Genomic DNA, 25,100 nt, shown 5'->3' with positions numbered 1-25,100 from the left:
GTCTAGCGGCCCCCCCGGCGGCGGACCGCGTTGGACATCGCCCGCGACATCTCCCGGCTGGCCTGCTTCTCCATCAGCGTCTGGCGCTTGTCGTAGTCCTTCTTGCCCCGGGCGATGCCGATCTCGATCTTCGCCCGGCCGTCCTTGAAGTACATCGACAGCGGGATCAGGGTGAGGCCCTTCTCCTTGAGCGTCGCGTCCAGCTTGCCGATCTCCTTGCGGTTCAGCAGGAGCTTGCGGGTGCGCCGGGCGGCGTGGTTGGTCCAGGTCCCCTGGCTGTACTCCGGGATGTACACGTTGATCAGCCAGACCTCGCCGCCCTCGACCGAGGCGTAGCCGTCGGTCAGGTTGGCCTTACCCGCCCGCAGGGACTTGACCTCGGTGCCGGTCAGCACGAGCCCGGCCTCGTAGGTGTCCTCGATGAAGAAGTCGTGCCTGGCACGCTTGTTCTGGGCGATGAGCTTGCGCCCGGTCTCACGTGGCATAAAGGGAGCCTACCGCCGCCGCGAAGGGCGAAAACGAGCTACGACGGGCTACGCGGTGCGCGGAACTCACACCCGCAGGTAGCGGCGCAGCGTGACGAACGAGGCGAAGACACAGATCAGCACGCCGATGGCCATGGTGCCGGTGATCACACCGGCGACGGTGTCCCAGCCGAGGGGTGCCACCATGTACGTCTGGATCTCCTCGAAGATGAAGATCTTGACGAGGATCAGCAGGACGCCGGACAGGACGCCGCCGATCAGGCCCGCGATCAGCCCCTCCATCACGAAGGGCAGCTGGATGTAGATGTTGGACGCGCCGACCAGCCGCATGATCCCGGTCTCCCTGCGGCGGTTGTACGCCGACAGCCGCACGGTGTTGCCGATCAGCAGGGTGGCCGCGAAGACCATCAGGATCGCGATGCCGAGCGCCATGTTGCGCAGGGTGTCCATGAAGCCGAAGACCGACTGCAGCAGGTCGCGTTCGTTGACGACGTTGGAGACGCCGGGCTGCCCCTTGAGGTTGCTCGCGACGACCGTCGCCTTCTCCGGGTCCTTGAGCTTCACCCGGAAGGACTCCGGCATGTCCTCGACCTTGGTCACCGACAGCAGCAGCGTGTTGTTCTCGGTGTTCTGCCAGTTCTTGTACGCCTCGGCCTGAGTCTCGAACTTCACCGACTCGACCTCGGGCAGGCCCCGGATCGTCTGCTCCAGGTTGCCCTTCTCCTCCTGCGTGACCGCGCCCTTGTTCTTGCACGCGTCGAAGGGCGAGCCCTTCACACACAGGTAGACCGACAGCTCGACCTTGTCGCTCCAGAAGCCGGTGAGCTTCGAGACCTGAGAGTTGATCATCAGTCCGACGCCCAGCAGCGCCATGCCGACGGCGACGGTCACGATCACCGCGATGGTCATCGTGAGATTGCGCCGAAGGCCGATCCAGACCTCGGAAAAGATGAAGTTGGCCCGCATGGTCCCAGTTACTCCTAATACGCCTGGCCGTACACGCCGCGCGACTGGTCTCGGACGATCTTGCCGTCCTCGAGCTCGACCACGCGCTTGCGCATGGAGTCGACGATCGCGGCGTCGTGCGTCGCCATGAGGACGGTCGTGCCGGTCCTGTTGATTCGGTCGAGCACCTTCATGATGCCGATGCTCGTGGCGGGGTCGATGTTTCCGGTGGGCTCGTCCGCGAGCAGGATCATCGGCCGGTTGACGAACGCGCGGGCCATCGCGACCCGCTGCTGCTCGCCGCCGGACAGCTCCTCCGGCATCCGGTGGGCCTTGCCCTCCAGGCCGACGAGCTCGATGACCTCCGGCACGACCTTGCGGATGAACCGGCGCGGCTTGCCGATGACCTCCAGGGCGAACGCCACGTTCTCGTAGACGTTCTTGTTCGGCAGCAGCCGGAAGTCCTGGAACACGCAGCCGATGCGGCGGCGCAGGTGCGGCACCTTGAAGTTGGACAACTTCGCCAGATCCTTGCCGGCCACGTGGATCGAGCCGGAGTTGGGCCGCTCCTCCTTCAGGACCAACCGGAGGAAGGTGGACTTCCCCGAGCCTGACGGACCGACCAGGAACACGAACTCGCCCTTGTCGACATCCACGCTCACGTGGTCGAGGGCGGGCCGGTTTTGGTTCGCGTAGACCTTGGTGACATTATCGAAATGGATCACGGGCGCATCACGGCTAGCCAGTCTAGGGGGTGGGACGGCCGGTGCGGGGGTCGCCGGTCACTTTGCTGTCGATCGACGTTCCGTTTGGCCGAAGGCCAGTCTAGGGGTAACACTGGCATGGAACGTCCATAACGGAAACAAAACGATTAGCCCTCGAGCGATGGGCCGGTAAAGCTGCTATGAGCTGCGAACATCTGATCTGCGCCGCGTGCGCGGGCCCCGTGGTGGAGGGCCGTTGCCCCGTCTGCCGCGAAGGCCGCGCGAAGCTGCACAACCACGGATTCCTGGGGCTGACGCCCCTGACCATCACGTTGATCGTGCTTCTCGTCTTGGCCCTGGTCGCGACGGTCGGACACGTCAGCGGCTACTGAGACCGCCGGTTTCTACTGGGCGTCGCCGGCTTCCTGGCGGCGCATCCAGCGGATCTCGCCCTCGATGAACTCGTCGAGGTCGCCGTCCAGCACGGCGGAGGGGTTGCCCGCCTCCACGCCCGTGCGCAGATCCTTCACGATCTGGTACGGGTGCAGCACGTAGTTGCGGATCTGCGTGCCCCATGACGTCGTCGACTCGCCGCGCAGCTCGTTCATCGCCGCGGCCTCCTCCTGGCGCTTGCGCTCCAGCAGCTTGGCCGAGAGGACGGCCATCGCCGTCGCGCGGTTCTGCAGCTGGGACCGCTCGTTCTGGCAGGAGACCACGATCCCGGTCGGGAGGTGGGTGATCCGCACCGCCGAGTCGGTCGTGTTCACGCCCTGGCCGCCCGGCCCGGACGACCGGTAGACGTCGATGCGCAGGTCGTCCTCGTTGATGTCGATGTGGTCGGTCTGCTCGACCACCGGGACGACGTCCACGCCCGCGAAGGAGGTCTGCCGGCGGCCCTGGTTGTCGAACGGGCTGATCCGGACCAGCCGGTGGGTGCCGTGCTCGCCCCTGAGCGTGCCGTACGCGTAGGGGGCCTTGACCGCGAAGGTGGCCGACTTGATGCCGGCCTCCTCGGCATAGGAGGTCTCGTAGACCTCCGCCGGGTAGCCCTTGCGCTCCGACCACCGCAGGTACATCCGCAGCAGCATCTGGGCCCAGTCGGCCGCGTCGACGCCGCCCGCCTGGGAGTTGATGGTCACCAGGGCCTCTCTGGCGTCGTACTCGCCCGCCAGGAGCGTGCGCACCTCCAGCGCGCCGACCTCGGCGCGGAGCGCGGCGAGCTCCTTTTCGGCCTCGGCCAGCGCGTCCTCGTCGCCCTCCTCGGCCGCGAGCTCGAACAGGACCGGGAGGTCCTCCAGGCGGCGGCTCAGGCCGTCGACGCGGTTCACCTCGGCCTGGATGTGGGAGAGCCGGCTGGTGACGCGCTGCGCCTGGTCCGGGTCGTTCCACAGATCGGGCGCGGCAGCCTGCTCCTCCAACTCGGCGATCTGCTTGCGCAGGGCGTCGAGGTCGAGCACGTCCTGGATGCCTCTCAGCGTGCCGCCAAGCTCGTTGATCTCTTCGGCTGGATCGATGACTGCCACGTCTGTAAAGGGTACGCGAACCGGAGACCCTGTCAGGCAGCGCGCCTCGGTAGCATGTGCATCGATCGCATCGGGAGGCTGGCGTGAACGGGGTCGTTCGGAGTGCGCTGGCCCTCGCCCTCCTGGCGTCCACGGTCCTCGCCTGCTCGGGCGGGGAGCCGCCGCGGGCCCCGGCCGCGGCCGTCTCCACCATGCCGGGCGACGGGCATGGCGGGCAGGGCGGTGGGCAGGGCGCGAGCCCGGCGCCGTCCCCCTCGCCCTCCGCGTCGCTGAGCCCGCCCGCCCTGACCCTGAAGGACGCCTCGCGGGCGCTCGACACGTTCCTGGAGACCGACGAGGTGCTCAGGGCGGCCCACGCCGACCGCTGGGCGTACCAGCTCACCCAGGACGGCCAGCGCCCGATCACGATCGCCGAGATCCGCACGCAGGGTGGCCGGCGGCCGGTCCGCTACCGGTGGGACCACCGCACGGTGCTCGTGCCCCGGCAGAGCGGCGCGGCCCAGTGGTTCGCGGCCACCGCCGAACGGCACGGCGGCCAGAGCGGCAAACAGGACGGCAAACAGGGCGGCGCCCGCACCGGCGTGTTCGTCTTCGTCCGGCAGAGCCAGGACGGCCCGTGGCGCAACAGCTTCGCGTCGCTGCTCAACTCGGGCGAGAAACCGCCCGCGGTCGAACTCGACGCTGAGGGGTACGCCACCTCCCTGGGCTCGCGCGACTCGTCGGTGGCGATCAGCCCCAACCTGATGGGCCCGCTGCACGCGACGGTCGCCGAGGAGGGCCCCAAGGGCTACGCCTCCGGGCTGATCGCCCCCGGCCCGCAGACCACCGGCTTCTACGACCAGATCAGCAGGACCAAGGCGCAGCTGAAGAACGACGACTGCATGGCGTACGAGTCGATCTTCGCCTCCACGCCGAACTATCCGATCTTCGCGCTGCGCACCCGGGACGGCGGCGCGCTGACGATGTACACGCTGATCCGGACGTCCTCGTGGATCACCAGCGCGTCGAGCCAGGGCCGGGGGATCAAGTGCGGCGAGGGCCGCCCGCTGGCGGTCCCCGCCGCCGCCCGCTGGCTGCTGAGTCCCACAAAGGACCTCATCGTCCACCAGAAGCGGCAGATCGTCGAGACCCAGCAGTACGTGAGCGCGGTGCCGCCCAAAGCGTCCACCGCGCCCGTGCACGTCGTCGGCTACCAGGGCCTCGTCACCGGCGGCTTCAACCGCTGAGAAAGCTACGCTTCGGCGTGGGGCAGGTTGCTGGTGGAGACCAGCGTCCGCACCGCGCGCAGCGCGACCGACAGCGTCGCGAGGTCGAAGGTGTCGCTCTCCCAGATCTCCGACAGGGTCTGCCGCGACCGCGTCACCGCGGCCTGGTTGGCCTCCGTCCAGCTCGCCAGCCGTTCCTCCGGCGACAGGCCCGGCCGGCTGTGGATCAGCACGTCCCGGGTCAGTGTGGCGTGCGCGGCGTAGAGGTCGTCGCGCAGCGCCGCCCTGGCCATCGAGTTCCACCGGCTGTCGCGCGGCAGCGCGATCACCCGTTCCCGCAGCCGGGCGAGCTGGAGCCGGTCGGCCAGGTCGAAGTAGACCTCGGCCACCTCGCTCACCGGCCTGCCGACGTACGTCGCGATCTCCACGAGGTCGAAGGTCGAGTAGGCCGGCACCATCGCCGCGACCCGCTCGGCCAGCTCCCCCGGCACGCCCCTGGCCGTGAAGGAGTCTCTGCGCTCCTCGTACGCCGCCAGGTCGGGGCCGGCCAGCAGCTTCGGCAGGTGCGGCAGCAGGCCGCTCGCACCGTCGATGAAGTGCCGCGCCGTGGAGGCGAGATCGAGCGGGGGCCGGCGGTTGCCGAGCAGCCAGCGGGTGCCGCGCTCGGACAGCTTGCGGCCCTCCAGCAGCATGGCGAGCTGGGTCGCGGTGTCGACCTCGTTGTCCAGCGCCTCGACCTGCCGGACGAACGACGGCAGGTCGAAGACCTCCCGAGTGACCAGGTAGGCCCGCACGATGTCGGGCGCTGAGGCGCCGGTCTCCTCGCCGAACCGGAAGACGAAGCTGGTGCCGCCGAAGTTCACCACGTCGTTGACGATCCGGGTCGTGATGATCTCCCGGCGCAGTGGGTGGGAGTCCATGTACGGCCGGAGCCGGTCGCGCAGCGCCGAGGGGAAGTACGACACCAGCCACGACGCGAGCGACGGATCGTCCGGGATGTCCGACTGCAGCAGTTCCGCGTCCACGACGAGCTTGGTGTAGGCCAGCAGCACCGCGAACTCGGGGTTGGCCAGCCCCAGCCCGGCCTGGCGCCGCTCGGCGAGCACCTTGTCCGACGGCAGGAACTCCAGCTCCCGGTTGACCAGCCCGGCGCGCTCCAGCCTCCGCAGGTAGCGGGAGTGGATGTGCAGCATCTCCGGCGCCTGGGCGCGGGCCGCCGCGAGCACCACGTTCTGGGCGTAGTTGTCCTCCAGAACCAGCCGGCCGACCTCGTCGGTCATGTCGAGGAAGAGCTGGTTGCGCTGCTTGTCGGTCATCTCGCCGTCGCGGACGACCTGGTCGAGCAGGATCTTGATGTTGACCTCGTGGTCGGAGGTGTCCACGCCGGCCGAGTTGTCGATGAAGTCGGTGTTGATCAGGCCGCCGTTCAGCGCGAACTCGATCCGGGCGCGCTGGGTGAAGCCGAGGTTGCCGCCCTCGCCCACGACCTTGCAGCGCAGGTCGGCGGCGTTGATCCGGAGCACGTCGTTGGCCTTGTCCCCGGCGTCGGCGTGGGTCTCCGACGACGCCTTGACGTACGTGCCGATGCCGCCGTTCCACAGCAGGTCGACCGGCGCCCGCAGGATCGCGTTGATCAGGTCGTTGGGGGCCAGCGCCGTGACGCCGTGGGGGAGGCCGAGCGCGGCGCGCGCCTGCGGGGAGAGGGGGATCGACTTGGCGGTGCGCGGCCACACGCCGCCGCCCGCCGAGATCAGCGACCTGTCGTAGTCGGCCCATGAGCTCCGGGGCAGCCCGAACAGGCGCAGCCGCTCGGCGAAGCTCCGCGCCGCGTCGGGATCGGGGTCGACGAAGACGTGCCGGTGGTCGAAGGCCGCCACGAGCCGGATGTGCTCCGACAGCAGCATGCCGTTGCCGAACACGTCGCCGGACATGTCGCCGATGCCGGCCACGGTGAAGTCGGTGGTCTGCACGTCCACCCCGAGCGTGCGGAAGTGGTACTTCACCGACTCCCAGGCGCCCTTGGCCGTGATGCCCATGGCCTTGTGGTCGTAGCCGACCGAGCCGCCGGAGGCGAAGGCGTCGCCGAGCCAGAAGCCGTACTCCTTGGCCACGCCGTTGGCGATGTCGGAGAACGTCGCGGTGCCCTTGTCGGCGGCCACCACGAGATAGGTGTCGTCGCCGTCGTGCCGCACCACGTCCGGCGGCGGCACGACCTCCCCCGCGACCAGGTTGTCGGTCAGGTCGAGCAGGCCGGAGATGAACTGGCGGTAGCAGGCGACGCCCTCGGCCATCATCTCGTCACGCCCGCCCGAAGGCGGATTCTTGACGACGAAGCCGCCCTTGGACCCGGTCGGCACGATGACGGTGTTCTTCACCATCTGCGCCTTGACCAGGCCGAGGATCTCCGTGCGGAAGTCCTCCATGCGGTCCGACCAGCGCAGGCCGCCGCGGGCGACCTTGCCGAAGCGCAGGTGCACGCCCTCGACCCGGGGCGAGTAGACGAAGACCTCGTACTTCGGCCGCGGCAGCGGCAGCACGCTGATCGCCTGCGGGTCGAACTTCAGCGCGATGTACGGCTTGCGCCTGCCGGTGACGAACTGGCTGCCGGCCGCCCCCGCGTCGCGCCCGTCCGTACGGTCGGCCTGGAAGACGTTGGTGCGCAGCGTCGCCTGGATCATCTCCAGGTAGGCCCGCAGGATGCGGTCCTCGTCGAGCGAGGCCACCTCGTCCAGCGAGGCGAGGATCTCCTCGGTCAGCGCGTCGCAGACCTCGGGCCTCGCGTCGTCCGGCCGCCGGGGGTCGAGCCTCGCCTCGAAGAGCCGCACCAGCAGCCGGGCCAGCCGCACGTTGCCGCGCAGCACCCGCTCGATGTACGACTGGCTGAACGTGCTCCCGGCCTGCCGCAGATACTTGGCGTACGCCCGGAGGATCTCGGCCTGCTCCCAGGTCAGCCCACCGGCCAGCACGAGCGCGTTGAAGCCGTCGTTCTCCACCTCGCCGCGCCACAGCACGGCGAACGCGTCCTGGAACAACCGCTTGAACTCGTCGCGGTGCACCTCGTCCGAGGGGGTGTAGCGCAGGCCGAAGTCGTAGATCCACGCGTCCTTGGTGGCGGGGTCGTGGTCGAGGTCGATCTCGTACGGCCGCTCGTCCACCACCTCGACGCCCATCCGCTGGAGCAGCGGAAGCACCCGCGACAGCGAGATCGGCGCACCGAGGCGGTAGACCTTGAACCGGCGCTCCCCCTCCGCCGCGCCGTACGGCTCGTAGAGGTTCATGCCGATGGCGTTCGGCTCGTCGCCGAGCGCCTCCAGCCGCTTGAGGTCGGCGACCGCCGTACGGGCCGGGAAGTCGGCCTTGTAGCCCTCGGGGAAGGCGACGCCGTACCGGCGCAGCAGCGCGGGCGCGTCCTCCTCCGGGCACAGCTCGTTGATCGCGTCGCTGAGGTCGTCCTCCCAGGTGCGGGTGGTGGCGGCCAGCCGCGCCTCCAGCTCCTCCACGTCGACCGGCTTCTCGCCGAGCGGCCTGCCCCGCTCGCCGCGGATCACCACGTGCAGCCGGGCCAGCGCCGACTCGCCGATCGAGGTGCTGTAGTCGAGCGAGGTGCCGCCGAGGGCCTTGAGCAGGATCCGCTGCATGTCCAGGCGGACCTTGGTGGTGTAGCGGTCGCGCGGCAGGAAGATCATGCAGGAGATGTAGCGGCCGTAGTCGTCCCGGCGCAGGAACAGCTTGACCTGCTTGCGCTCACGCAGCCGCAGCACGCCGAGCGCGATCGGCAGCAGCTCGTCCGCGGGGATCTGGAAGAGCTCGGCGCGCGGGTAGGTCTCCAGGATCTCGATGAGGTCCTTGCCGTCGTGGCCGTCGGGCGACAGCCCGGCCCGGTCCAGCACATCGGCGAGCTTGCGCCGCAGCACGGGGATGCGGGAGATCGACTCGTTGTACGCCACGTGGGTGAACAGCCCGAGGAACCGGCGCTCGCCGATCACCTCGCCCTCGGGCGAGAAGACCTTGATCCCGATGTAGTCGAGGTAGTGCGGCCGGTAGACGGTCGCCCGGCTGTTGGCCTTGGTGACGATCAGCAGCTGTTTCTCCCGCGCCCTCGCGCGGACCTCCGGCGGCAGGGCCGCGAAGCTGGCCGATCCGGCCTTGTCGGCCCGCAGGATGCCGAGCCCGGTGCCGGTCAGGGCGCGCAGCGCGGCGCCGCCGTCGGTGTCCTCGAGCCGGTACTCGCGGTAGCCGAGGAACGTGAAGTGGCCGTCGGCGAGCCAGCGCAGCAGCTCCACGCTGTCCTCGACCTGCGCGGTGTCGAGCGGCGGCGGCTCGTCCGACAGGTCGTCGGCGGTCCGCACGGCGAGCGCCCGCATCTTGGCGAAGTCCTCGACCGCGCAGCGCACGTCCTGCAGCACCCGCTGCAGGTCGCCCTCCAGCTCCTTGAGCACGGCGGGGTCGGACTGCCGGTCGATCTCGATGTGCATCCACGACTCGCGGATGATCTGCCCGGTCACGTTCTCCTGGTCCGGGCCGAGCAGCCTGCCGGTCATGTCCCGGCGCACCCGCATCTGCGGGTGGATGAGCAGGTGGGTGCCGATCTCGTGCCGGTCCAGCTCGGTCGTGACCGAGTCGACCAGGAACGGCATGTCGTCGGTGACGATCTGGACCACCGTACGGCCCGGGTCCCAGCCGTACTCTTCGAGGGTCGGGGTGTAGACGCGCACCAGGGCGCGGCCCTGGGGGCGGTTCTGCGCGAGGTGGCGGTGGGCCGTCGCGGGCCCGTACACGTCCACCGGGTCGCGGTCGGCCAGGTCCTCAGGAGGGACGTTCCGGTAGTACCGCCGCAGGAAGGCCAGGGGGTCCTCCCCGTCCACGTGCGGCGCTCCCGGCGCGTGTGCGCAGGTCTCGGCGGCGGTGCGGAGAAGCGCCTCCAGCGCCTCATCCGATTCCTGCCGGTTCAGCGCCATCTCGAGCGGCATGTTGCTAACTCACTCCCTTGTGAGGATTTCAAAGCCAGGCCCGTAGTTCCCATAGGAGGGGGAAGAAGTGCAAACGCGTCCGCCCCCGGAGATAAGGTGCCCCAGACGAGCCGCCGGTACCCGATTTCGTCCCGATTTGGCGCTCGACCATCTGTACGTGTCGCATCCGCCACATCGCGGTCGTCTCGTCATGGGTGAGGAGATCCTCGGCCAGGTCCCACAGATCGTCGTACGATCCCCGGTCGCGGGCCACGGCCAGCAGGGAGTCCATGATCTCCTCGTCGGAGACCGGCAGGCCACGCTGGGAGAGGGCGGTGAGATAAGCATCCCACAGCGTGGGCTCGGCGAGCCGACGCCGCAGCCTGGCGATTTCCGCGTCGTCCGCACCCCGCAGCCGGCCGAGGTAGGAGGGGTCCTTGGCGCCCGACAGGAACTCGAGCTCCCGGAACTGCACCGACTGGAAGCCGCTCGCGGGGGCGAGCACCGATCGGAACTCCAGGAAGTCCTGCGGCGTCATGGTCTCCATGACCTGGACCTGGTCGACCAGGACCTGCTCGACCGCGTGCACCCGGCGGAACAGGTGCCTGGCCCGCCACAGCGCGCCCTCGGCCATCGCGTCCCTGATCCGCTCCAGCTCGTGCAGCAGGAGCTTGAACCACAGCTCGTAGACCTGGTGGACGGTGATGAACAGCAGTTCGTCGCTGGCCCCGGACTGCTGCTCCTGCTGGGCGAGCAGCTCGGGCAGCCGGAGGTAGCCGCCGTAGGACAGGCGCCCGCCCTCCTCGCCGAAGCTGCGCGGCGGGGGCAGCACGTCTCCCGACCCGGCCCGGCCGTACGGCGTCGCAGGCATTCCCCACCCCTCAGGCGGCACGACGCTCTCGCTCCCCATTGAACGAAAGCCCGCACCACGGCCCCGATATCACCCCATGACATCACAGACGTCAACTCGGCGCACACCGGATCTACGCGGGGGTCCGCGCCCGGCCGGGGCGGCGGGAGACCGCCACCCCCGCCAGGCACAGGGCCCCGCCGGCCAGCGTGAGCAGGCCGGGAACCTCGTCGAGCAGCAGCCACGACATGAGCACCACCAGGGCGGGCACGAGGTAGGTGGTCGCGCCCATCCGGCCGGCAGTCGTACGGGCCAGGGCGAACGCCCAGGTGGTGAAGGCGACGGCGGTCGGGCCGACGCCGAGATAGAGCATGTTCAGCGTCGCCGGCAGCGGGGCGCGCGCCACCTCGGAGACGAGGACCCCCGAGAAGGGCAGGCAGGCCGCCGCCCCGATCAGGCAGCCGAACGTGGTCACCTGCAGCGCCCCCGCGTGCCGGAGCGCCGGCTTCTGGACGACCACCCCGCCCGCGTACGCCGCCGCGGACAGCAGGCACAGCACCACGCCGAGCAGGGAGGAACGGCCACCGCCGGACATGGAGAGCCCGACGACCACCGCGCCGGCGAACGACACCGCCATGCCGGCGAGCAGCGGGCGCGGCAGACCCTCGCCGAGTAGTCTGGCGCCGAGGAGCGCGATGAGGATCGGCCCGATGTTGACCAGCAGGGCCGCCGTGCCCGCGTCCACCTCCCGCTCGCCCCAGTTGAGCAGGACCATGTAGCCGCCGAACCAGAGGACTCCCGAGCAGACGATCCCCGGCCAGGCGGCACGGGCCGGCCATCCCTGGCGGCGGACCAGCGTGATCACGCCCAGCACGAGAGCTCCGGTGAGGAGCCGTCCCAGGGCCAGGGCTCCGGGAGAGTAGGCCTCTCCGGCGCTGCGGATCGAGACGAAGGCCGAAGCCCACAACAGGACCGTGACCCCCGCGGCCGCGAGGGCGGCACGAGCCGCGGGACGGAGAGGCTGCTGGTGAGGGGTCTCTTGAGGGCTGGTCTCTTGGGAGTGAGGCTCTTGGGGGCGGTCGGCGCGTGGTTCGGTTCTCACCCGGCCCACGTTAGGACCAGGACGTTTCGCCAGATACCGAAATTTCTGGACCAGGACGGCCGCCCCGCAAACCGGCCGAAGTCCCGCGAGCTGGTGCGCTGTCCGCCAACGTTCACCCGGGGTGGAGGGAACGGAGCGGAAGGGAGCGAGGACCGCAGCGAAGGCCCAGCGAAGCGGGCTTCGCGAGGACCGGAGGTTCCTTCCGGCGCAGTGACCGACCCGGCCAGGGTCCGTGGACATCCCGCTGGACGACGGCCCCACAAACTGGACGGCCCGGCGTTGCACCCGGCCGTGTAGCCGCGCACTCTGTCGCTGGCCCCGCGAACCGGACGGCGGTCCCGGGAGCCGGACGGCCTGGCGTTCCGCCCGGCGGCGTCGCCGCGCACTCTGTCGTCGGCGGTGAGCGCCTCCGGACTCTTCGGCCGCGACCGTAACGTGGGTGCCGCATCCTGAAGGCATGCCGTCCACACCGTCCACGCAGTCGATGCCGTCCATGCCGTCTTCCGAGCGGGTCACCTCCGGTCTGGCCGCGCTCGCCGCGCTCCTCGCCGACGAGACGCGGGCGCGGTTCTGCCTGGCGCTGCTCGACGGCCGGGCCTGGACGGCGGGCGAGCTGGCCCGGCACGCCGGAGTGGCCCCCTCCACCGCCAGCGCGCACATCGACCGGCTCGTCGAGGGCGGGCTGCTCGCCGCGGAACGGCAGGGCCGGCACCGCTACGTACGGCTGGCGGACGCCCAGGTGGCCCACCTGATCGAGGACCTCGCGGCGCACGCCGCACCCGGGCACGGACGGCCGGACCGGCCGCGCACGTTGCGGGCCGCGAGCGCGGCCGGGGCGCTGGCGCGCGGCCGCACCTGCTACGACCACCTGGCGGGCCGGCTCGGCATCGCCGTCACGGAGGCGATGACCGAACGCGGGTTGTTGCGCCAGGACACCGGCTTCGCGCTCACGGACGCCGGGCTGCGCTGGTTCGCCGGCCTGGGAGCACCCCTCGCCCCGTCGGGCCGGCGTCCGCTGGCGCGCGGGTGCCTCGACTGGACCGAGCGCAGGCCGCACCTGGCGGGGATCGCCGGAGCGGCGCTGTGCCACCACGCGCTGGAGGCGGAGTGGTGCGAGCGGATCGGCTCGACCCGGGCCGTCCAGGTCACCCCCGAGGGCGAACGCGCGCTGACGGAGTTGCTCGGCGTCCCGGCGGCGGCCCTGCGTTGACCGGGGAGGGGGCCGATCGGGGGCAGAGCTGACCGGGGCGGGCCCCCGCTGCTCGGGTGAGTGCTGACCGGGGCGGGCTGCCCGGGATAGGCGCTGACCTGGGCCGGGTGCTAGCCGAAGCGGGCGGAACGCCGGGAGCATGGAAAGCGCCGGGAGACGGTGGGATCAGGGGATGGTGCGTTCCGAGGGGATGGAGCCGTCCTTGAAGGCGTCGAGCAGGCCGGGCAGGTCCTGTGTCTCCAGCAGTTCCGCCCGGCACGGCGCGCAGTCGTCGAGGTGCCGCTCGAACTCCTCGGCCTCGTCGTCGTCCAGCACTCCCAGGGCGTACGCTGCCACGTCGAAGTGCGGCGACGACGCGGACATCAGCTGGCCACCCCCCTCTCCTTCAGGGCCGTACGAAGTGCGCGCAGGGCGTAAAAGAGCCTCGACTTCACGGTACCCGGTGGGATGCCCAGAACTTCGGCCGCTTGGCTTACTGTCCGGTCGCGTAAGTATGTCTCTTCGATAACTTCCCGGTGCTGGGCGGACAGGTTCTGCAGCGCGTCCGCGACCACGATGGCCGCAAGCGTACGGTCCGCGCCGTCCGGCACGGCAAGGCTGTCCTCTTCGGGAGCCTCCACCTCCCTAGGCCGGACGCCGCGCCGGCGGCGTCCGTCGATCACGATGCGGCGGGCGACGGTGAGGAGCCACGCCCAGAGCAAGGGGGGCTCCCATGTCAGCTTCGCCGAGTTGCGCCAGGCACGCACCAGCGTCTCCTGGACGACATCCTCAGCCCATTGCAGGTCGTTGCCGGTCGTCTTGCGCACCTGACGCAGCAGCGGACCGCCGAACTCGCGGTAAAGCTCCCTGATCAGGAGATCCTCCCGATCGGGGTCGTCGTAGTCATTGGAGTCCAGACGCACGAACCGGCTGTCGAGTTGTCGACGCACGGCCACATATTTGCACCAGCGTTAGTTGTTCGTACACCACATCCGTAACTCCAGTTATTTCTGACTACGTCCTGAACCTCCCCCGGCGACGCCGCGTACCTCCGACCGAAGGTCACGAAAGGAGGCACGATGCGGTTCCGGTTCGGGGAACTCCTGGTGCTCGGCGTCTTCCTCTTCGCGGCGGCCGTCACGGTGATCGTGGTCGTCCCCAGGAGCGCCTCGTCGGCCCAGACGGGCTGGACACAGACCCCGTACGGCCCGCTGGGCCCGGCCGACCGCGACCTGCTGGTCAGGGTGCGCTGGGCGGGGCTCTGGGAGATCCCCGCCGGGCGCTGGGCCCAGGACCGGGCCGGCAGCGAGAAGGTCAAGGACGTCGGCAGGCACCTGGTGGAGGACCACACCAAACTCGACGCGCAGGTCAGGGAGCTCGCCGCCAAGCTCGGCGTCCCGCTGCCCGACCAGCCGAACCCGGACCAGCGGGGGTGGCTCGACGAGATGGCCGCCGCGCGCGGCCCCGAGTTCGACCGCGTCTTCGCGGACCGGTTGCGTAACGCCCACGGCAAGGTGTTCACCTTCGTCTCCGCGGTCCGCGCGGGCACCCGCAACAGCCTGGTCCGCGACTTCGCCGGGCAGGCCGTCGACGTCGTGATGAAGCACATGACCCTGCTCGAAGGCACGGGCCTCGTCGACTACTCCGCCCTCCCCACCCCCACCGTCTAGAAGGTGCATCTATGCGAAAACGGCTCATTCTCGCCATCGCGGGCGTGCTGATCGGAGGCTCACTGAACCCGCTGGCCGGTGGGGCCCGGCCCGCCCTCGCCGACCACTGCGATCCGTCCGTCCAGGGCGCGGGATGTGAGGACGTCGGCCCGGCCGTGGAGGACTTCGCCGACATCCGGCGGGTGCCGCCGGGCGACGGCGGCGTACGCGCCGGGCGCGGCTCGTTCACCTCCCGCTGCGGACGCAACGAGAACGGCCACCGCAACTCCGACAACCACATCGTCGCGCCGGGAGTGTCGAACGGCGCGCACCACGTCCACGACTACGTCGGCAACCTCACGACCAACGGGTCATCCACCGACGAGAGCCTCGCCGCGGGCGGCACGACCTGCCGGCTCGGCGACAGGTCCACGTACTTCTGGCCGGTGCTGCGCAGTCGTCAGGGCCTCGGCGCCCGGCCGTCCGCATCCCCCTCTCCCTCGGTCTCCCCCACCGAAGCCGCCCAAGCCGCCGAAGCCGCCGAAGCCGCCGAAGCCACCGGCATCCAGCAGGACGCGACGGCGGAGGACGTGCCAGGACAGGACGTGCCAGGAGAAGATGTGACGGCGCAGGACGTGACGGCGCGACACACCGAGGAGCCGGGCGGCGCGGCCGAGGGCAACGTCGGCACGATCCTGCTCCCCCGGTCGGTGACGCTGCAGTTCCGCGGCAACCCCGTCAGCAGGGTCGTGGCGATGCCGAGGTTCCTCCGGCTCATCACCGGGGACGCGAAGGCCGCCACCAACGGCGGCGCCAACGCCCGCGCCCAGTGGACCTGCAGCGGCTTCACGAACCGGCTGACCGGCAGATATCCGCTCTGTCCCCGGGGCAGCCTGGTGCTGCGCGTGCTCGACTTCCCCAGCTGCTGGGACGGCCAGAACACCGACAGCGCCAACCACCGGACGCACGTCGTCTTCCCGGCCCGGAACGGCGCCTGCCCGGCGGGCACCCGGGCGATCCCGCAACTGCGCATGACGCTGGCCTACTCGGTGCCGGGCGGGCCGTCGTTCGCGGTGGACAGCTTCCCCGAGCAGCGGCACAACCCGATCACCGACCACGCCGACTTCGAGAACGTGATGCCCGACCGGCTGATGCGGTCGGTGGTCACCTGTGTCAACCGCGGCCTGCGCTGCTGAGCCGCGCCCCGATCGTGTCGTTCCCCGCCCGGTCCTCACGCAGGCCACCCCCACCCGAGGGCCCCACCCAAGGGCGGGGAACGGCGCCTCCACACCCCCCAAGGCAGTACGACGGAGGAAATCAGTGCCCAACAGACGGGCTTCCCGGCACACCCGCCCGACTTCCGGCCTCGACCTCGAACGGCGCGGCGTACGCGTCGGCCTCGGCGTCGTGGTCGCCCTGGTCATCACCGGCGGGCTGGCCGCCACCCGGACGGCCGGCGGCTCGGCGTTCCTGGCCGAGGCCCAGTCGTTCCTCACGTTCTACGCCGGCGTCTTCTCGCTGGTCGGCCTCACCACCACGGTCGCCCTGGGCCTGGCGGCGACCGACCGCGTGATCCTGCCCATCGCGCAGCGGGTGCGCGTGCAACTCGTCCACCGGGCCATGGCCCTGCTCGGCATCGGTTTCCTCATCGTGCACATCGGCATGAAGATCGCCGCCGGGCTGGTGCCGCCGTACGGGTCGGTGGTCCCGTCCACCAACGTGTACGTGTCGATGGGGGTCGTGGCCTCCGACCTGTTCATCGTGATCATCGCGACCGGCGTCATGCGGGGCAGGTTCGCCCAGGCGGAGCGGCCCTGGCTGTGGCGGGGGCTGCACGACCTGGCGTACCTCGCCTGGCCGGTGGCGATCCTGCACGGCCTGACCGCGGGCCGGGCGGCCGCGCCGTGGGTCACCTTCAGCTACGTGGCCTGCCTGGCGGCGGTCGGCGCCGCCCTCCTGATCCGGCTCGCGGCCGCCACCCGGCCCGCCCGGCAGGCCGCCACCGGCGACTGGGCCGCCGCCCCCGCCGCAGTCCCCGCCACAGCCCCCCACGCCGCCTTCAGCACCGCACGCCGTACGACCCGCGAGGACGAGAACCAGCGAACCGCGCGGCCGGTCAGGCCGCAGGCCCGGCCCGAGGTGGCCGTCCTCGCCCGCACCGGCACCGATCCCGCCACCCCCGACGTCCCGCGCTACATCCTGCGAGACGTCCTGGGCGACGCCCCGAGCGACGCCTTGAGTGATGCTCCGCCCACCCCCCAGGAACCCCGCCTCCGGAGGATCGTGTGATTCCCTACCGCGTCTCCAACGTCCGGCGGCTCGGCCCGTCCCGGCTGACCGCCGGGCTCGACGAGCATCGCAGGCTCGACCTCAACGCCCATCACAAGTACCACGACCGGCTGCCGGGCCAGACGGTCGACGCGCTCATCTCGATGGCCGAGGAGGTGGACCTGCGGGGCCGGGGCGGGGCCGCGTTCCCGTTCGCGCGCAAGCTGCGCGCCGTCTCCGCCCGGGACGGCGAGACGGTCGTGCTGGTGAACGCCGCCGAGGGCGAGCCCGCCAGCCTGAAGGACAAGACGCTGCTCACCCGGGCGCCGCACCTCGTGCTGGAGGGCGCCCTGCTCGCGGCGAGCGCACTCGGCTCCCGTGAGGTGGTGGTCGCGGTCGGCGCCGGCGAACTGGCCGAGGCCTCGGTCACCGCCGCCGTGGCCGAGCGCGGCCTGACCGGCCTCGTACGCGTCGCCGCGATCGAGGAGCGGTTCGTCTCCGGCGAGGGCGGCGCGCTCGTCCGCGCCGTCAACGGCGAGATCGGGCTGCCGCCGGGCCGCAAGGTCCGCTCCAGCGACAGCGGCGTGTACGGCCTGCCGACCCTGCTGTCGAACACCGAGACCTTCGCCCAGCTCGCCGTGCTGGCCGAGCTGGGGCCGGAGGAGTACGCCGCGGTCGGCACGGTGCAGGAGCCGGGGACGATCCTGCTGACGGTCGGCGGGTCGGTCGGCGCCCCCGCGGTCGTCGAGGTTCCGCCGGGGGTGCCGCTGGCCGACGTGCTGACCCTGTGCGAAGCGAAGGTCGGAGACGGCCTGCTGCTCGGCGGATATCACGGCACCTGGATGTCCGCCGAGGCGGCGTACGGCACGGTCCTGTCCCGGCGCGGCGCGAAGGAGGCGGGCGGCGAGCTGGGCGCGGGCATCGTGGTCGTGCTGGGCGAGGACACCTGCCCGCTCGGCGAGACCGCGCGGGTGGCGGGCTACCTCGCCGCGCAGTCGGCCGGGCAGTGCGGCCCGTGCCGCCTCGGCCTGCCCGACCTCGCGCGGGCCTTCCGGCAGCTCCAGGACGGCGACCCGGACGGCCCCGAGACGGTCCGCCGGGCGGCCGCCGCCGTGAAGGGGCGGGGCGCCTGCTTCCACCCGGACGGCTCGGCCAGGTTCGTGCTGTCGGCTCTGGACGCGTTCGCCGAGGACGTGGAGGAACACCGCTTCCATGGCGGCTGCGGGCGGGAGACGAAGGGCGTGCTCCCCCTGCCCGTGGAGGAGGCGCGGGACGTCCGGCTGATGGTCGACTGGACCCGCTGCCAGGGTCACGGCCTGTGCGCGCACCTCGTGCCGGAGCTGGTCAAGCTGGATCACCACGGCTTCCCGGTGTTCATGGACACCGGCGTGCCCTCGTGGCTGCTCGGCGACGCGCAGAAGGCGGTGGAGATGTGCCCCGCGCTGGCCCTGCGGGTCGGCGCGAAGTGAGACGCGAAGTGAGACACGACACGAGGGACGAAGTGATGACACTGTAACCAACCGGACCGGATCAGGACGCGTCTCACGAGGAGATCACCACCTCGGGAGTACGACCATGATCGACAGACGGAGCTTCCTTCGCGTCTCGGCCCTCGCCGGGACCGCCGCCTTCTCCGGCGCCTTCTCCGGTACGGCGTTCGCCGCCGCGGGCCCCCGTCCGGCCGACTGGTCCGCGCTCGGCCGGGGGCTGGAGGGCAGGCTGATCCGGCCGGGCGACGCGTCGTACGACAACGCGCGCCACGTGTTCAACGCGGCCTTCGACTCCGTACGGCCGGCCGGGGTGGCGTACTGCACGGGAGCGGCCGACGTGGCGGAGTGCCTGGCGTTCGCGCGGCGGTTCGGCGTACCGGTGACCTCCCGATCGGGCGGCCACAGCTACGCGGGCTGGTCCACGGGCACCGGGCTCGTCGTCGACGTGTCGCGGATGAGCGGCGTGGCGTACGCGGGCGGGCACGCCACGGTCGGCGCCGGCGCGCGCCTGGTCGACGTGTACGCCAAGCTGGCCGCGCGCGGGGTGAGCATCCCGGCGGGCTCCTGCCCGACCGTCGGGGTGGCGGGTCTCACGCTGGGCGGCGGCATCGGCGTGGTGTCGCGGCAGTACGGCCTGACCTGCGACGTGCTGGAGTCCCTGAAGATCGTCACGGCCGACGGGAAGACGCTGACCTGCTCGGAGACCTCGCACCCGGATCTGTTCTGGGCCTCCCGGGGTGGCGGCGGCGGCAACTTCGGCGTCGCGACGTCGTTCACCTTCCGCACGCACGCCACCCGTCAGGTGACGCTGTTCTTCCTGCACTGGCCCTGGTCGAAGGCCGCCGCCGTGCTCAGGGCGTGGCAGGGGTGGGCGCCGTCCGCCCCCGACGCGCTGTGGTCCAACTGCCACCTGAACCACGACCCGTCCCCGGACGTGATGGTCGGCGGCCTCTACCTCGGCGGCAGGGCGGCGTGCGAGAACCTGCTGCAGAAGCTCGCCGACCGGGTCGGCTCCGGGCCCAAGACCCGTTATGTCGCCGTCTCGGCGTACGACCACGCGATGATGGTGGAGGCGGGATGCTCGACGCTGACGGTGGCGCAGTGCCACCGGCCCGGCACGCTCCCCGGGCAGAACGCGAGCGGGAGGCTCGTCCGCGACTCGTTCACCGCGAAGTCGCACTTCGCCTACACACCGCTGTCGTCCGCCGGGATCAAGGCGCTGCTGGCCCAGGTCGCCGCGCCGGGGCGGCACTCGGTGCTGCTCGACGCGCTCGGCGGCGCCGTCGCCCGGGTCCGCCCGGACGCGACCGCCTTCCCGCACCGCAAGGCACTGTTCAGCGTGCAGTACTACGCCCACAAGTCCGGCGCCGCCGCCTGGACCCGCGCCGCCCACGCCGCCATGCGGCCGCACTTGGGCGACCACGCGTACGTCAACTACGTCGACCCCGAGCTGAAGAACTGGCGGCAGCAGTACTACGGCGCGAACGCCGCGCGCCTCGCCGAGGTCAAGGCGGCCTACGACCCCGGCCGCCTCTTCCGCCTCCCCCAAGGTGTTTAGACGTACGCGCGCCGGTGATCTATCCGGTGAAAGCGGCGCGGTGGTCGTGCGCCCAGGCGGCGAAGGTGCGGGGCGCTCTGCCCAGCACACGCTCGACGTCACCGGTCACGGTCGCGTTGCGGCCCTCCGCGACGAGCCTCGCTCCGGCGACCGCGGTCTCGACGAAGACGGGATCCAGTCCGGCGGCGCTCAACCGGTCGCGGCGGTCGTCCAGCGGCACCTCCACGGTCTCGACGGTCCGGCCGATCGTCTCCCCGAGCCGTACGGCCATGTCGGGGATGCTCAGGGGTTCCGGACCGGTCAGGGTGTACACGTGCCCGTCGTGCCCGGGCGAGGTCAGCGTCCGCGCCGCCACCTCGGCCACGTCCGCCGGGTCGACGACGCCCTGGGCGCCGGTTCGCATCGGGTTGGGGATCGGCCTGCCGGCGCGGACGGCCTCGGCCCAGCGAAGGGTGTTGGAGGCGAACCAGGAGGGCCGTAGCACCGTCCAGGCCAGGCCGCCGGACCGGACCGCCTGTTCTCCGGAGAGGTGCCAATCCCCCGCCCTGCCGTCGGCGTGGTCACCCGTGCCGATCGCCGAGAGCTTGACCGCTCTGGGCACGCCGGCCGAACGCGCCGCGGCGAGCATCGCCTCGTCGTGCTCGGCCATCCAGGGCCCCGGCGCGCTGAGCATGAACACGGCCGTCGCTCCATCGGCCGCGACGACAAGCGATTCGGGATCGGTGAAGTCTCCCCGCACCACCTCCACTCCGGGAGCAGGCGACGCGATCTTCCCGGGGGTCCGCGTCATCGCGCGCACCCGTTCTCCACCGGCCGCCAGCAGCCGGACCACTTCCCGGCCGATGGTGCCGGTGGCACCAGTAACAAGGATCACGAACGCCAGGCTGCCCGCGTGCCGCCGTCATCGATAGGAAAAATCGGCACGGCTCCCCGCGGTAGCGTGGGGGTCATGACCGCTGGGCCTGTCGCGCTGGTCGAGGACGTCCACGATCTGAGCGGAGCGACCGGAGACGACCTCGTCCGTCTCCCGGACACCGCCACCACCCTGGTGTTCCGCGGCACGGCGGCCGGTCGCTGCGACCTGCTGGTGGCGGGCCCTCGGACGAGGGCCTCTTATCACGCCGGCAAGGACCTGCCGATCTGCCTGAGGGTCCGGCTGCGGCCCGGCATGGCCCGGCCTCTGCTGGGCCCGCCGATCAGCGAGCTGGTGGATCGGGTGACGCCGCTCGCCGACCTGTGGGGCGCCTCCGCGGCCCGTCTCGAACGGCGGCTGGCCGACCTCGACGGCGACCGCCACCTCATCGTCCAGCACATCGAGGCAGCCTTACGTGCCCGCATCGGCACCCGGCCGCCGGACGATCTGGCCCGTGCTCACCTGGTCCACAGTGCCGCCAGGGCGTTGTCGGCCCGGCGGCCGATGCGCCTGCCCGATCTCGCGCACCGCGTGTCCGTCAGCGAACGCCACCTTCGCCGCCTGCTCACCGAGGACGCCGGGCTCCCGCCCAAGTCCTTCGCGCGCATCGCCCGTCTCCGCGACGCACTCAGTCGCGGCCGGGTCCGTTCCGGGCGACTGGCACAGCTCGCCGCGACCACCGGGTACTACGACCAGTCCCACATGACCGCCGAGTTCTGCAGCATGATGGGCGTCCCCCCAGGGGCGTTCTTCGCCGGACGGCTCCCGGCCCCCCAACCCTGCTGACCCGGCGACTCATCCAGCGGATCAGTCGTCCGGCCGATCCAGCCAGATCTGCCGTTGTGAGCTTCTCCCGCAGGCGGCGCGCTCCTTTCGGTGACGATGTCACATGTCGTCAGGCAGCAGCCGGAAGGCCTTGTGCGTAGTCAGAGGGCGCACCGCTCGGAAGTCACGGCGGTCCAGTGTGAGCATGGCGTCGGTCCGGAACTCCGCAGCAAGGACGACGTTGACCGCGTCGGCGAGGTCCAGGTCCAATGAGGCGTAGCGGTGCCGCAGCAGACACGCCGCATCCAGAACCTCTGTCGAGACTTCCGGAATTTGGAAGCGCAGACGGTGCGCGTTGGAAAGGATGAAGGCGATGATCTGCGTCCGAGCGGCGGAACCGAAACGGACCTTGGCCAGGTGGTCGACTTCCGCCAACACCAGTGGAGAGACGACCACGGTCCCAGCCTCGCGGAGAACGGTCTGACAACCGACGCTGTCAGAGGCGTTCCGATCAGAGGCGGCGATGATGCCGGAGGTGTCGGCGATGACGATCACCTGCCCGTGATCTCCCTGGCCACTACCGACGTGATCTCATCGTTGGTGACCGGCTCACCGCTGCCCTCGAAGGTCGGCCAGTCCAAGGGCTCGTCCCACACCCGGTTCGCCATCGCAGCGAGATGGATTCCTTCACGAATGATCTCCGCCTCGGGAATGCCGCGGCGCTTGGCGGCTTCCTTGATGAGGGCGAGATCTTCAGGATCGGCGTAGACGTTCGTCCTCTTCATCGACATGTACCAACGCTAACACATGTACTGATATCGACAGGAGAGTGATCGTGGCTCGCACCGAGTATTACGACGACCCGGCGGCGCCCGAACCGAACAGCCTTGTCGTGGGCGTCTCCGCCGTGGTCAGTGATGAGAAGGGCCGCATCCTGATGCAGCGCCGGGCCGACAACGGCCTGTGGGCGCTCCCCGGAGGCGGGATGGACATGACGGAGTCAGTCCCGCAGACCGCCGTACGCGAGGTGAAGGAAGAGACCGGTTACGACATCGAGATCACCGGCATCGTCGGCTTGTACACGGACGCCCGCCACATCATCGCGTACACCGACGGTGAGGTACGCCGGCAGTTCAATGTCTGTCTCACCGCCCGCCGTACGGGTGGCGCCCTCACCGTCAGCGACGAGTCGACCGAAGTTCGCTGGGTCACCCGTGACGAGGTGGAACGACTTCCCATGCATGAGACGCAGCGGCTGCGGATCACGCATTTCCTGCAGAACCGCAGCCAACCGCATATCGGATAACCCCGGCCCGGGTCCGAGCGCCTCGCCGTCGCACTGGGACGGCGTAGGACGATTCCGATGCGGCTCAGATTCTTTGAAATCCGACCGATATCGGCCATGAGCTGCTGCTGCATTTGGCATTTGATTGGAGGGCATTGGCAACCCAAGGGCCGTAAACCGTGGTGTAGCCACCGCTACTGTCCTGACAGAAGAGCACGACCCGCGTCTGAGTCACTCCGGTGCCGCTGCACGTCGCCCAGCCGGTGCCGCCGACAACGCCGATCTCCGCGCTCGTGCTGCAGATCGGCGCCGCCTGGGCGGGAGCAGTCGGCGACATCAGCGTTGTCGCGGCGGCGATCGCGGCCATCGCGGCCGCCGAAACGCCGAACTTCTTGATACGGCCCATTAGTTGCCTCCCTCGGTGCCGTGTTTGCTTCTTGATGGTAATCACAGCTTTGGCGGGATATCCATAGGGGATGAAAGACAATTTGAATGAGCGGTTTACGGGCTGGCCGCAGGGCCCGGAGATTGAAGTCCGGAACGGGAATCAATTCGTCGGTGGCCCGGTGGCGAGGCGGTCGAGCCATTCGCCGAGCACGTGACGCTCACCGTCGGTGAGGGCCGTGGCGTCCGGCAGGGTGGCGCGCAGCGCCATCGCCGCCGCTGCCGGCCCGGGGGTCTCGACGGCGGGGGCGTCGGTGGTGACGGCGGCTATCGCCGCGTCGCGGGCGACCTCGGAGAGGCGCATGTCACGCCGGTCCTCCGGCATGGCGAGCAATGTGAGGACGACGCCGGTGGCGGCGGAGTGCACGAGGTCCGCCGCCAGGCGCTCGCCGACCTTCAACCGGCCCGCGGCGGCGATGTCGCGGATGCGCTCCCCCAGAATGCGGAAGGCGACGACGGAGGCGGGCGACCGCCGCCCTGGCTGGGGATCGCCGTACATGAGCGAGAACAGGGCGGGGTTGGCCAGCCCGAAGCCGACGTGCAGGTCCCACCCGGCCCGCAGTTCCTCGACCGGATCACCGGCGAGCGGACGGGCCTTCTTGTCCCGCAGATATGAGGTGAAGCCGAACTCGGCGACCGCGTCGAGCAGGCCCTCCTTGTCGCCGAACAGGCGGTAGATCGTCGGAGCCTGGGTGCCCGCCGCGGCGGCCACCGCTCTGGTCGAGATGGCGTCGCGGCCACCACTCGTGAGCAGTGCCGCCGCGACCGACACGATGTGCGTTCGTACCCGGTCGCGACCGGCCGTCTCGCCCCCAGGATCACCCATGCTTCCAACGATAGCAAAGAGTTGCTATCGGTGATTTTCCAGTGTTAGCGTGCCAGCGATATCACCGATAACACAGGAGCATGTTGTGATCATCGTCACCGGAGCCACCGGTCAGCTTGGCCGCCTTGTCGTCGAGCACCTGCTCGCACGGGTTCCCGCCGAACGGATCGGCGTCAGCGTGCGCGAACCCGAGAAAGGCCAAGACCTCGCGGACCGAGGCGTCCGCGTCCGGCGGGGCGACTTCGACGACCCCGCGAGCCTGGCGTACGCGTTCGAGGGCGCGGCGCGGGTGCTGATCGTCTCCGGCCCGGCGGACGCCGCGCCGCACCGTACGGCGATCGAGGCCGCCACGGCCGCGGGCGCCGGGCGGGTCCTTTACACCAGCCACATGGGGGCGAACCCGGCGTCTCTCTTCCTCCCGATGCCGTCCCACGTGGAGACGGAGCAGGACCTGCGCGCGTCCGGGGTGCCGTTCACCGCGCTGCGCAACGGGTTCTACGCGGACACCATCGTCCGGGTCATCGGCCAGGGGCTCAGGAGCGGCGAGATCGTCGCGCCCGCGGACGGGCCGGTTTCCTGGACGGCCCACACCGATCTCGCCGAAGCGGCCGCCGTCGCGCTGACCGAGGAGGGCCGGCTCGACGGCGTCACCCCACCGCTGACCGGCCCCGAAGCGCTGGATCTCGCGGACATCGCCGTGATCGCCTCCGAACTGACCGGGCGCGAGGTCGTCCGCGTCACCGTCCCGGACGACGATTGGGTAGCCGGCATGGTGTCGCGCGGCGTCCCCGAGGGGCAGGCACGGTTCCTGCTCGGCATGTACGAGGCCAGCCGTCAGGGCGAGTTCGCCGAGGTCGGCGCGGCTCTCGGGGACCTGCTCGGCCGTAAGCCGACGGCGTTCCGCGACGTGCTCGCGGCAGCGCTCGCGACCTGACCGGCCGCCACGTTCG

General features: G+C 70.6%; 25 protein-coding genes. 11 read left to right on the top strand and 14 right to left on the bottom strand.

All coding sequences use genetic code 11. From position 1 onward, the window contains the following. Positions 1-2: 2 nt before the first annotated feature. From smpB to ftsE, 3 genes are all read right to left on the bottom strand, one after another. Complete coding sequence (gene smpB / locus Mam01_RS24850; protein WP_204287619.1) at positions 3-485, bottom strand: SsrA-binding protein SmpB; 483 nt, start codon at positions 483-485, stop codon at positions 3-5. A gap of 66 nt (positions 486-551) precedes the next feature. Continuing rightward, complete coding sequence (gene ftsX / locus Mam01_RS24845) at positions 552-1,451, bottom strand: permease-like cell division protein FtsX (RefSeq protein WP_150930192.1); 900 nt, start codon at positions 1,449-1,451, stop codon at positions 552-554. Positions 1,452-1,465: 14 nt separating this feature from the next. Continuing rightward, a complete protein-coding gene (gene ftsE, locus Mam01_RS24840; RefSeq protein ID WP_111699428.1) occupies positions 1,466-2,155 on the bottom strand; it encodes a cell division ATP-binding protein FtsE in 690 nt (229 codons plus the stop codon). A gap of 179 nt (positions 2,156-2,334) precedes the next feature. On the opposite strand from ftsE, the gene Mam01_RS24835 reads away from it, so the two are divergent. Beyond that, on the top strand, positions 2,335-2,526 hold the full coding sequence (locus Mam01_RS24835; protein ID WP_111699427.1) for a hypothetical protein: 192 nt from the start codon (positions 2,335-2,337) through the stop codon (positions 2,524-2,526). 12 nt (positions 2,527-2,538) lie between these two features. Here Mam01_RS24835 and prfB read toward each other — a convergent pair whose 3' ends face one another. Then, entirely contained in the window at positions 2,539-3,657 is a 1,119-nt protein-coding gene (prfB, locus tag Mam01_RS24830) for a peptide chain release factor 2 (RefSeq protein ID WP_150930196.1), read from the bottom strand. A gap of 83 nt (positions 3,658-3,740) precedes the next feature. On the opposite strand from prfB, the gene Mam01_RS24825 reads away from it, so the two are divergent. Beyond that, entirely contained in the window at positions 3,741-4,883 is a 1,143-nt protein-coding gene (locus Mam01_RS24825) for a DUF8094 domain-containing protein (protein ID WP_204287618.1), read from the top strand. Between the two features lie 5 nt (positions 4,884-4,888). On the opposite strand, the gene Mam01_RS24820 is transcribed toward Mam01_RS24825, so the two are convergent. From Mam01_RS24820 to Mam01_RS24810, 3 genes are all read right to left on the bottom strand, one after another. Next, complete coding sequence (locus Mam01_RS24820) at positions 4,889-9,832, bottom strand: NAD-glutamate dehydrogenase (RefSeq protein WP_239101585.1); 4,944 nt, start codon at positions 9,830-9,832, stop codon at positions 4,889-4,891. 28 nt (positions 9,833-9,860) lie between these two features. Then, the gene (locus Mam01_RS24815) at positions 9,861-10,682 is read right to left on the bottom strand and encodes a tryptophan 2,3-dioxygenase (RefSeq protein ID WP_204287617.1); all 822 of its coding nucleotides are present in this window, start codon (positions 10,680-10,682) and stop codon (positions 9,861-9,863) included. Between the two features lie 112 nt (positions 10,683-10,794). Further along, positions 10,795-11,628, bottom strand: a complete 834-nt coding sequence (locus tag Mam01_RS24810) for a DMT family transporter (RefSeq protein WP_239101584.1) — start codon at positions 11,626-11,628, stop codon at positions 10,795-10,797. A 628-nt stretch (positions 11,629-12,256) separates the two neighbouring features. On the opposite strand from Mam01_RS24810, the gene Mam01_RS24805 reads away from it, so the two are divergent. Beyond that, complete coding sequence (locus Mam01_RS24805) at positions 12,257-12,973, top strand: ArsR/SmtB family transcription factor (protein ID WP_204287702.1); 717 nt, start codon at positions 12,257-12,259, stop codon at positions 12,971-12,973. 165 nt (positions 12,974-13,138) lie between these two features. On the opposite strand, the gene Mam01_RS24800 is transcribed toward Mam01_RS24805, so the two are convergent. Together Mam01_RS24800 and Mam01_RS24795 are read right to left on the bottom strand one after the other, a co-directional pair. Continuing rightward, the gene (locus Mam01_RS24800) at positions 13,139-13,336 is read right to left on the bottom strand and encodes a zf-HC2 domain-containing protein (RefSeq protein ID WP_204287615.1); all 198 of its coding nucleotides are present in this window, start codon (positions 13,334-13,336) and stop codon (positions 13,139-13,141) included. Beyond that, on the bottom strand, positions 13,336-13,902 hold the full coding sequence (locus Mam01_RS24795; RefSeq protein ID WP_239101583.1) for a sigma-70 family RNA polymerase sigma factor: 567 nt from the start codon (positions 13,900-13,902) through the stop codon (positions 13,336-13,338). Before Mam01_RS24795 ends, Mam01_RS24800 begins: the two co-directional genes overlap by 1 nt. 129 nt (positions 13,903-14,031) lie before the next feature. On the opposite strand from Mam01_RS24795, the gene Mam01_RS24790 reads away from it, so the two are divergent. The 5 genes from Mam01_RS24790 to Mam01_RS24770 all read left to right on the top strand — a co-directional run bounded on the left by Mam01_RS24790 (position 14,032) and on the right by Mam01_RS24770 (position 19,917). Then, entirely contained in the window at positions 14,032-14,622 is a 591-nt protein-coding gene (locus Mam01_RS24790; protein WP_204287614.1) for a DUF4142 domain-containing protein, read from the top strand. A gap of 11 nt (positions 14,623-14,633) precedes the next feature. Continuing rightward, complete coding sequence (locus Mam01_RS24785; RefSeq protein ID WP_204287613.1) at positions 14,634-15,797, top strand: DUF1996 domain-containing protein; 1,164 nt, start codon at positions 14,634-14,636, stop codon at positions 15,795-15,797. Positions 15,798-15,921: 124 nt separating this feature from the next. Further along, positions 15,922-16,890 (top strand): hypothetical protein, encoded by a 969-nt coding sequence (locus tag Mam01_RS24780; protein WP_204287612.1) that lies wholly within the window; start codon positions 15,922-15,924, stop codon positions 16,888-16,890. After that, positions 16,887-18,338 carry an NADH-quinone oxidoreductase subunit NuoF family protein gene (locus Mam01_RS24775; protein WP_239101582.1) on the top strand — a complete coding sequence of 484 codons (1,452 nt, stop codon included), beginning with the start codon at positions 16,887-16,889 and terminating at the stop codon, positions 18,336-18,338. Before Mam01_RS24780 ends, Mam01_RS24775 begins: the two co-directional genes overlap by 4 nt. Positions 18,339-18,444: 106 nt before the next feature. Further along, the gene (locus Mam01_RS24770) at positions 18,445-19,917 is read left to right on the top strand and encodes an FAD-binding oxidoreductase (protein ID WP_204287611.1); all 1,473 of its coding nucleotides are present in this window, start codon (positions 18,445-18,447) and stop codon (positions 19,915-19,917) included. A gap of 19 nt (positions 19,918-19,936) precedes the next feature. Here the strand turns inward: Mam01_RS24770 and Mam01_RS24765 are convergent, their stop codons facing one another. Beyond that, positions 19,937-20,791: an SDR family oxidoreductase gene (locus tag Mam01_RS24765; RefSeq protein ID WP_204287610.1), complete on the bottom strand. Its 855-nt coding sequence runs from the start codon at positions 20,789-20,791 to the stop codon at positions 19,937-19,939. Between the two features lie 75 nt (positions 20,792-20,866). Between Mam01_RS24765 and Mam01_RS24760 the strand changes: the two genes are divergently transcribed. Next, positions 20,867-21,616, top strand: a complete 750-nt coding sequence (locus Mam01_RS24760; protein WP_204287609.1) for a helix-turn-helix domain-containing protein — start codon at positions 20,867-20,869, stop codon at positions 21,614-21,616. A gap of 99 nt (positions 21,617-21,715) precedes the next feature. On the opposite strand, the gene Mam01_RS24755 is transcribed toward Mam01_RS24760, so the two are convergent. Then, entirely contained in the window at positions 21,716-22,150 is a 435-nt protein-coding gene (locus Mam01_RS24755) for a PIN domain-containing protein (protein WP_204287608.1), read from the bottom strand. After that, positions 22,147-22,386, bottom strand: a complete 240-nt coding sequence (locus tag Mam01_RS24750; RefSeq protein WP_204287607.1) for a ribbon-helix-helix domain-containing protein — start codon at positions 22,384-22,386, stop codon at positions 22,147-22,149. Before Mam01_RS24750 ends, Mam01_RS24755 begins: the two co-directional genes overlap by 4 nt. Positions 22,387-22,430: 44 nt before the next feature. Here Mam01_RS24750 and Mam01_RS24745 point away from each other — a divergent pair, with 44 nt between their 5' ends. Continuing rightward, positions 22,431-22,901, top strand: coding sequence for an NUDIX hydrolase (locus Mam01_RS24745; RefSeq protein WP_204287606.1), 471 nt, complete (start codon positions 22,431-22,433; stop codon positions 22,899-22,901). A 64-nt stretch (positions 22,902-22,965) separates the two neighbouring features. On the opposite strand, the gene Mam01_RS24740 is transcribed toward Mam01_RS24745, so the two are convergent. Next, the gene (locus Mam01_RS24740; RefSeq protein WP_204287605.1) at positions 22,966-23,286 is read right to left on the bottom strand and encodes a hypothetical protein; all 321 of its coding nucleotides are present in this window, start codon (positions 23,284-23,286) and stop codon (positions 22,966-22,968) included. A 141-nt stretch (positions 23,287-23,427) separates the two neighbouring features. Next, complete coding sequence (locus tag Mam01_RS24735; RefSeq protein ID WP_204287604.1) at positions 23,428-24,150, bottom strand: TetR/AcrR family transcriptional regulator; 723 nt, start codon at positions 24,148-24,150, stop codon at positions 23,428-23,430. Positions 24,151-24,235: 85 nt separating this feature from the next. On the opposite strand from Mam01_RS24735, the gene Mam01_RS24730 reads away from it, so the two are divergent. After that, positions 24,236-25,084: an SDR family oxidoreductase gene (locus Mam01_RS24730; protein ID WP_204287603.1), complete on the top strand. Its 849-nt coding sequence runs from the start codon at positions 24,236-24,238 to the stop codon at positions 25,082-25,084. Positions 25,085-25,100: the final 16 nt, after the last annotated feature.

The sequence above is a fragment of the Microbispora amethystogenes genome (assembly GCF_016863015.1).
Taxonomy (GTDB): Bacteria; Actinomycetota; Actinomycetes; order Streptosporangiales; family Streptosporangiaceae; genus Microbispora; species Microbispora amethystogenes.
Note: the sequence above shows the minus strand (reverse complement) of the source record. Positions and strands in the feature narration are given on the sequence as shown.

What these genes read in the sequence shown, in the direction of transcription:
- Mam01_RS24815 (WP_204287617.1), bottom strand. Translation starts at nt 10,682, where the DNA reads ATGCCTGCGACGCCGTACGGCCGGGCCGGGTCGGGAGACGTGCTGCCC.
- Mam01_RS24770 (WP_204287611.1), top strand. Translation starts at nt 18,445, where the DNA reads ATGATCGACAGACGGAGCTTCCTTCGCGTCTCGGCCCTCGCCGGGACC.
- Mam01_RS24835 (WP_111699427.1), top strand. Translation starts at nt 2,335, where the DNA reads ATGAGCTGCGAACATCTGATCTGCGCCGCGTGCGCGGGCCCCGTGGTG.
- Mam01_RS24820 (WP_239101585.1), bottom strand. Translation starts at nt 9,832, where the DNA reads ATGCCGCTCGAGATGGCGCTGAACCGGCAGGAATCGGATGAGGCGCTG.
- Mam01_RS24760 (WP_204287609.1), top strand. Translation starts at nt 20,867, where the DNA reads ATGACCGCTGGGCCTGTCGCGCTGGTCGAGGACGTCCACGATCTGAGC.
- Mam01_RS24750 (WP_204287607.1), bottom strand. Translation starts at nt 22,386, where the DNA reads ATGTCGATGAAGAGGACGAACGTCTACGCCGATCCTGAAGATCTCGCC.
- Mam01_RS24785 (WP_204287613.1), top strand. Translation starts at nt 14,634, where the DNA reads ATGCGAAAACGGCTCATTCTCGCCATCGCGGGCGTGCTGATCGGAGGC.
- smpB (WP_204287619.1), bottom strand. Translation starts at nt 485, where the DNA reads ATGCCACGTGAGACCGGGCGCAAGCTCATCGCCCAGAACAAGCGTGCC.
- Mam01_RS24805 (WP_204287702.1), top strand. Translation starts at nt 12,257, where the DNA reads ATGCCGTCTTCCGAGCGGGTCACCTCCGGTCTGGCCGCGCTCGCCGCG.
- Mam01_RS24790 (WP_204287614.1), top strand. Translation starts at nt 14,032, where the DNA reads ATGCGGTTCCGGTTCGGGGAACTCCTGGTGCTCGGCGTCTTCCTCTTC.
- Mam01_RS24735 (WP_204287604.1), bottom strand. Translation starts at nt 24,150, where the DNA reads ATGGGTGATCCTGGGGGCGAGACGGCCGGTCGCGACCGGGTACGAACG.
- Mam01_RS24740 (WP_204287605.1), bottom strand. Translation starts at nt 23,286, where the DNA reads ATGGGCCGTATCAAGAAGTTCGGCGTTTCGGCGGCCGCGATGGCCGCG.
- Mam01_RS24800 (WP_204287615.1), bottom strand. Translation starts at nt 13,336, where the DNA reads ATGTCCGCGTCGTCGCCGCACTTCGACGTGGCAGCGTACGCCCTGGGA.
- ftsX (WP_150930192.1), bottom strand. Translation starts at nt 1,451, where the DNA reads ATGCGGGCCAACTTCATCTTTTCCGAGGTCTGGATCGGCCTTCGGCGC.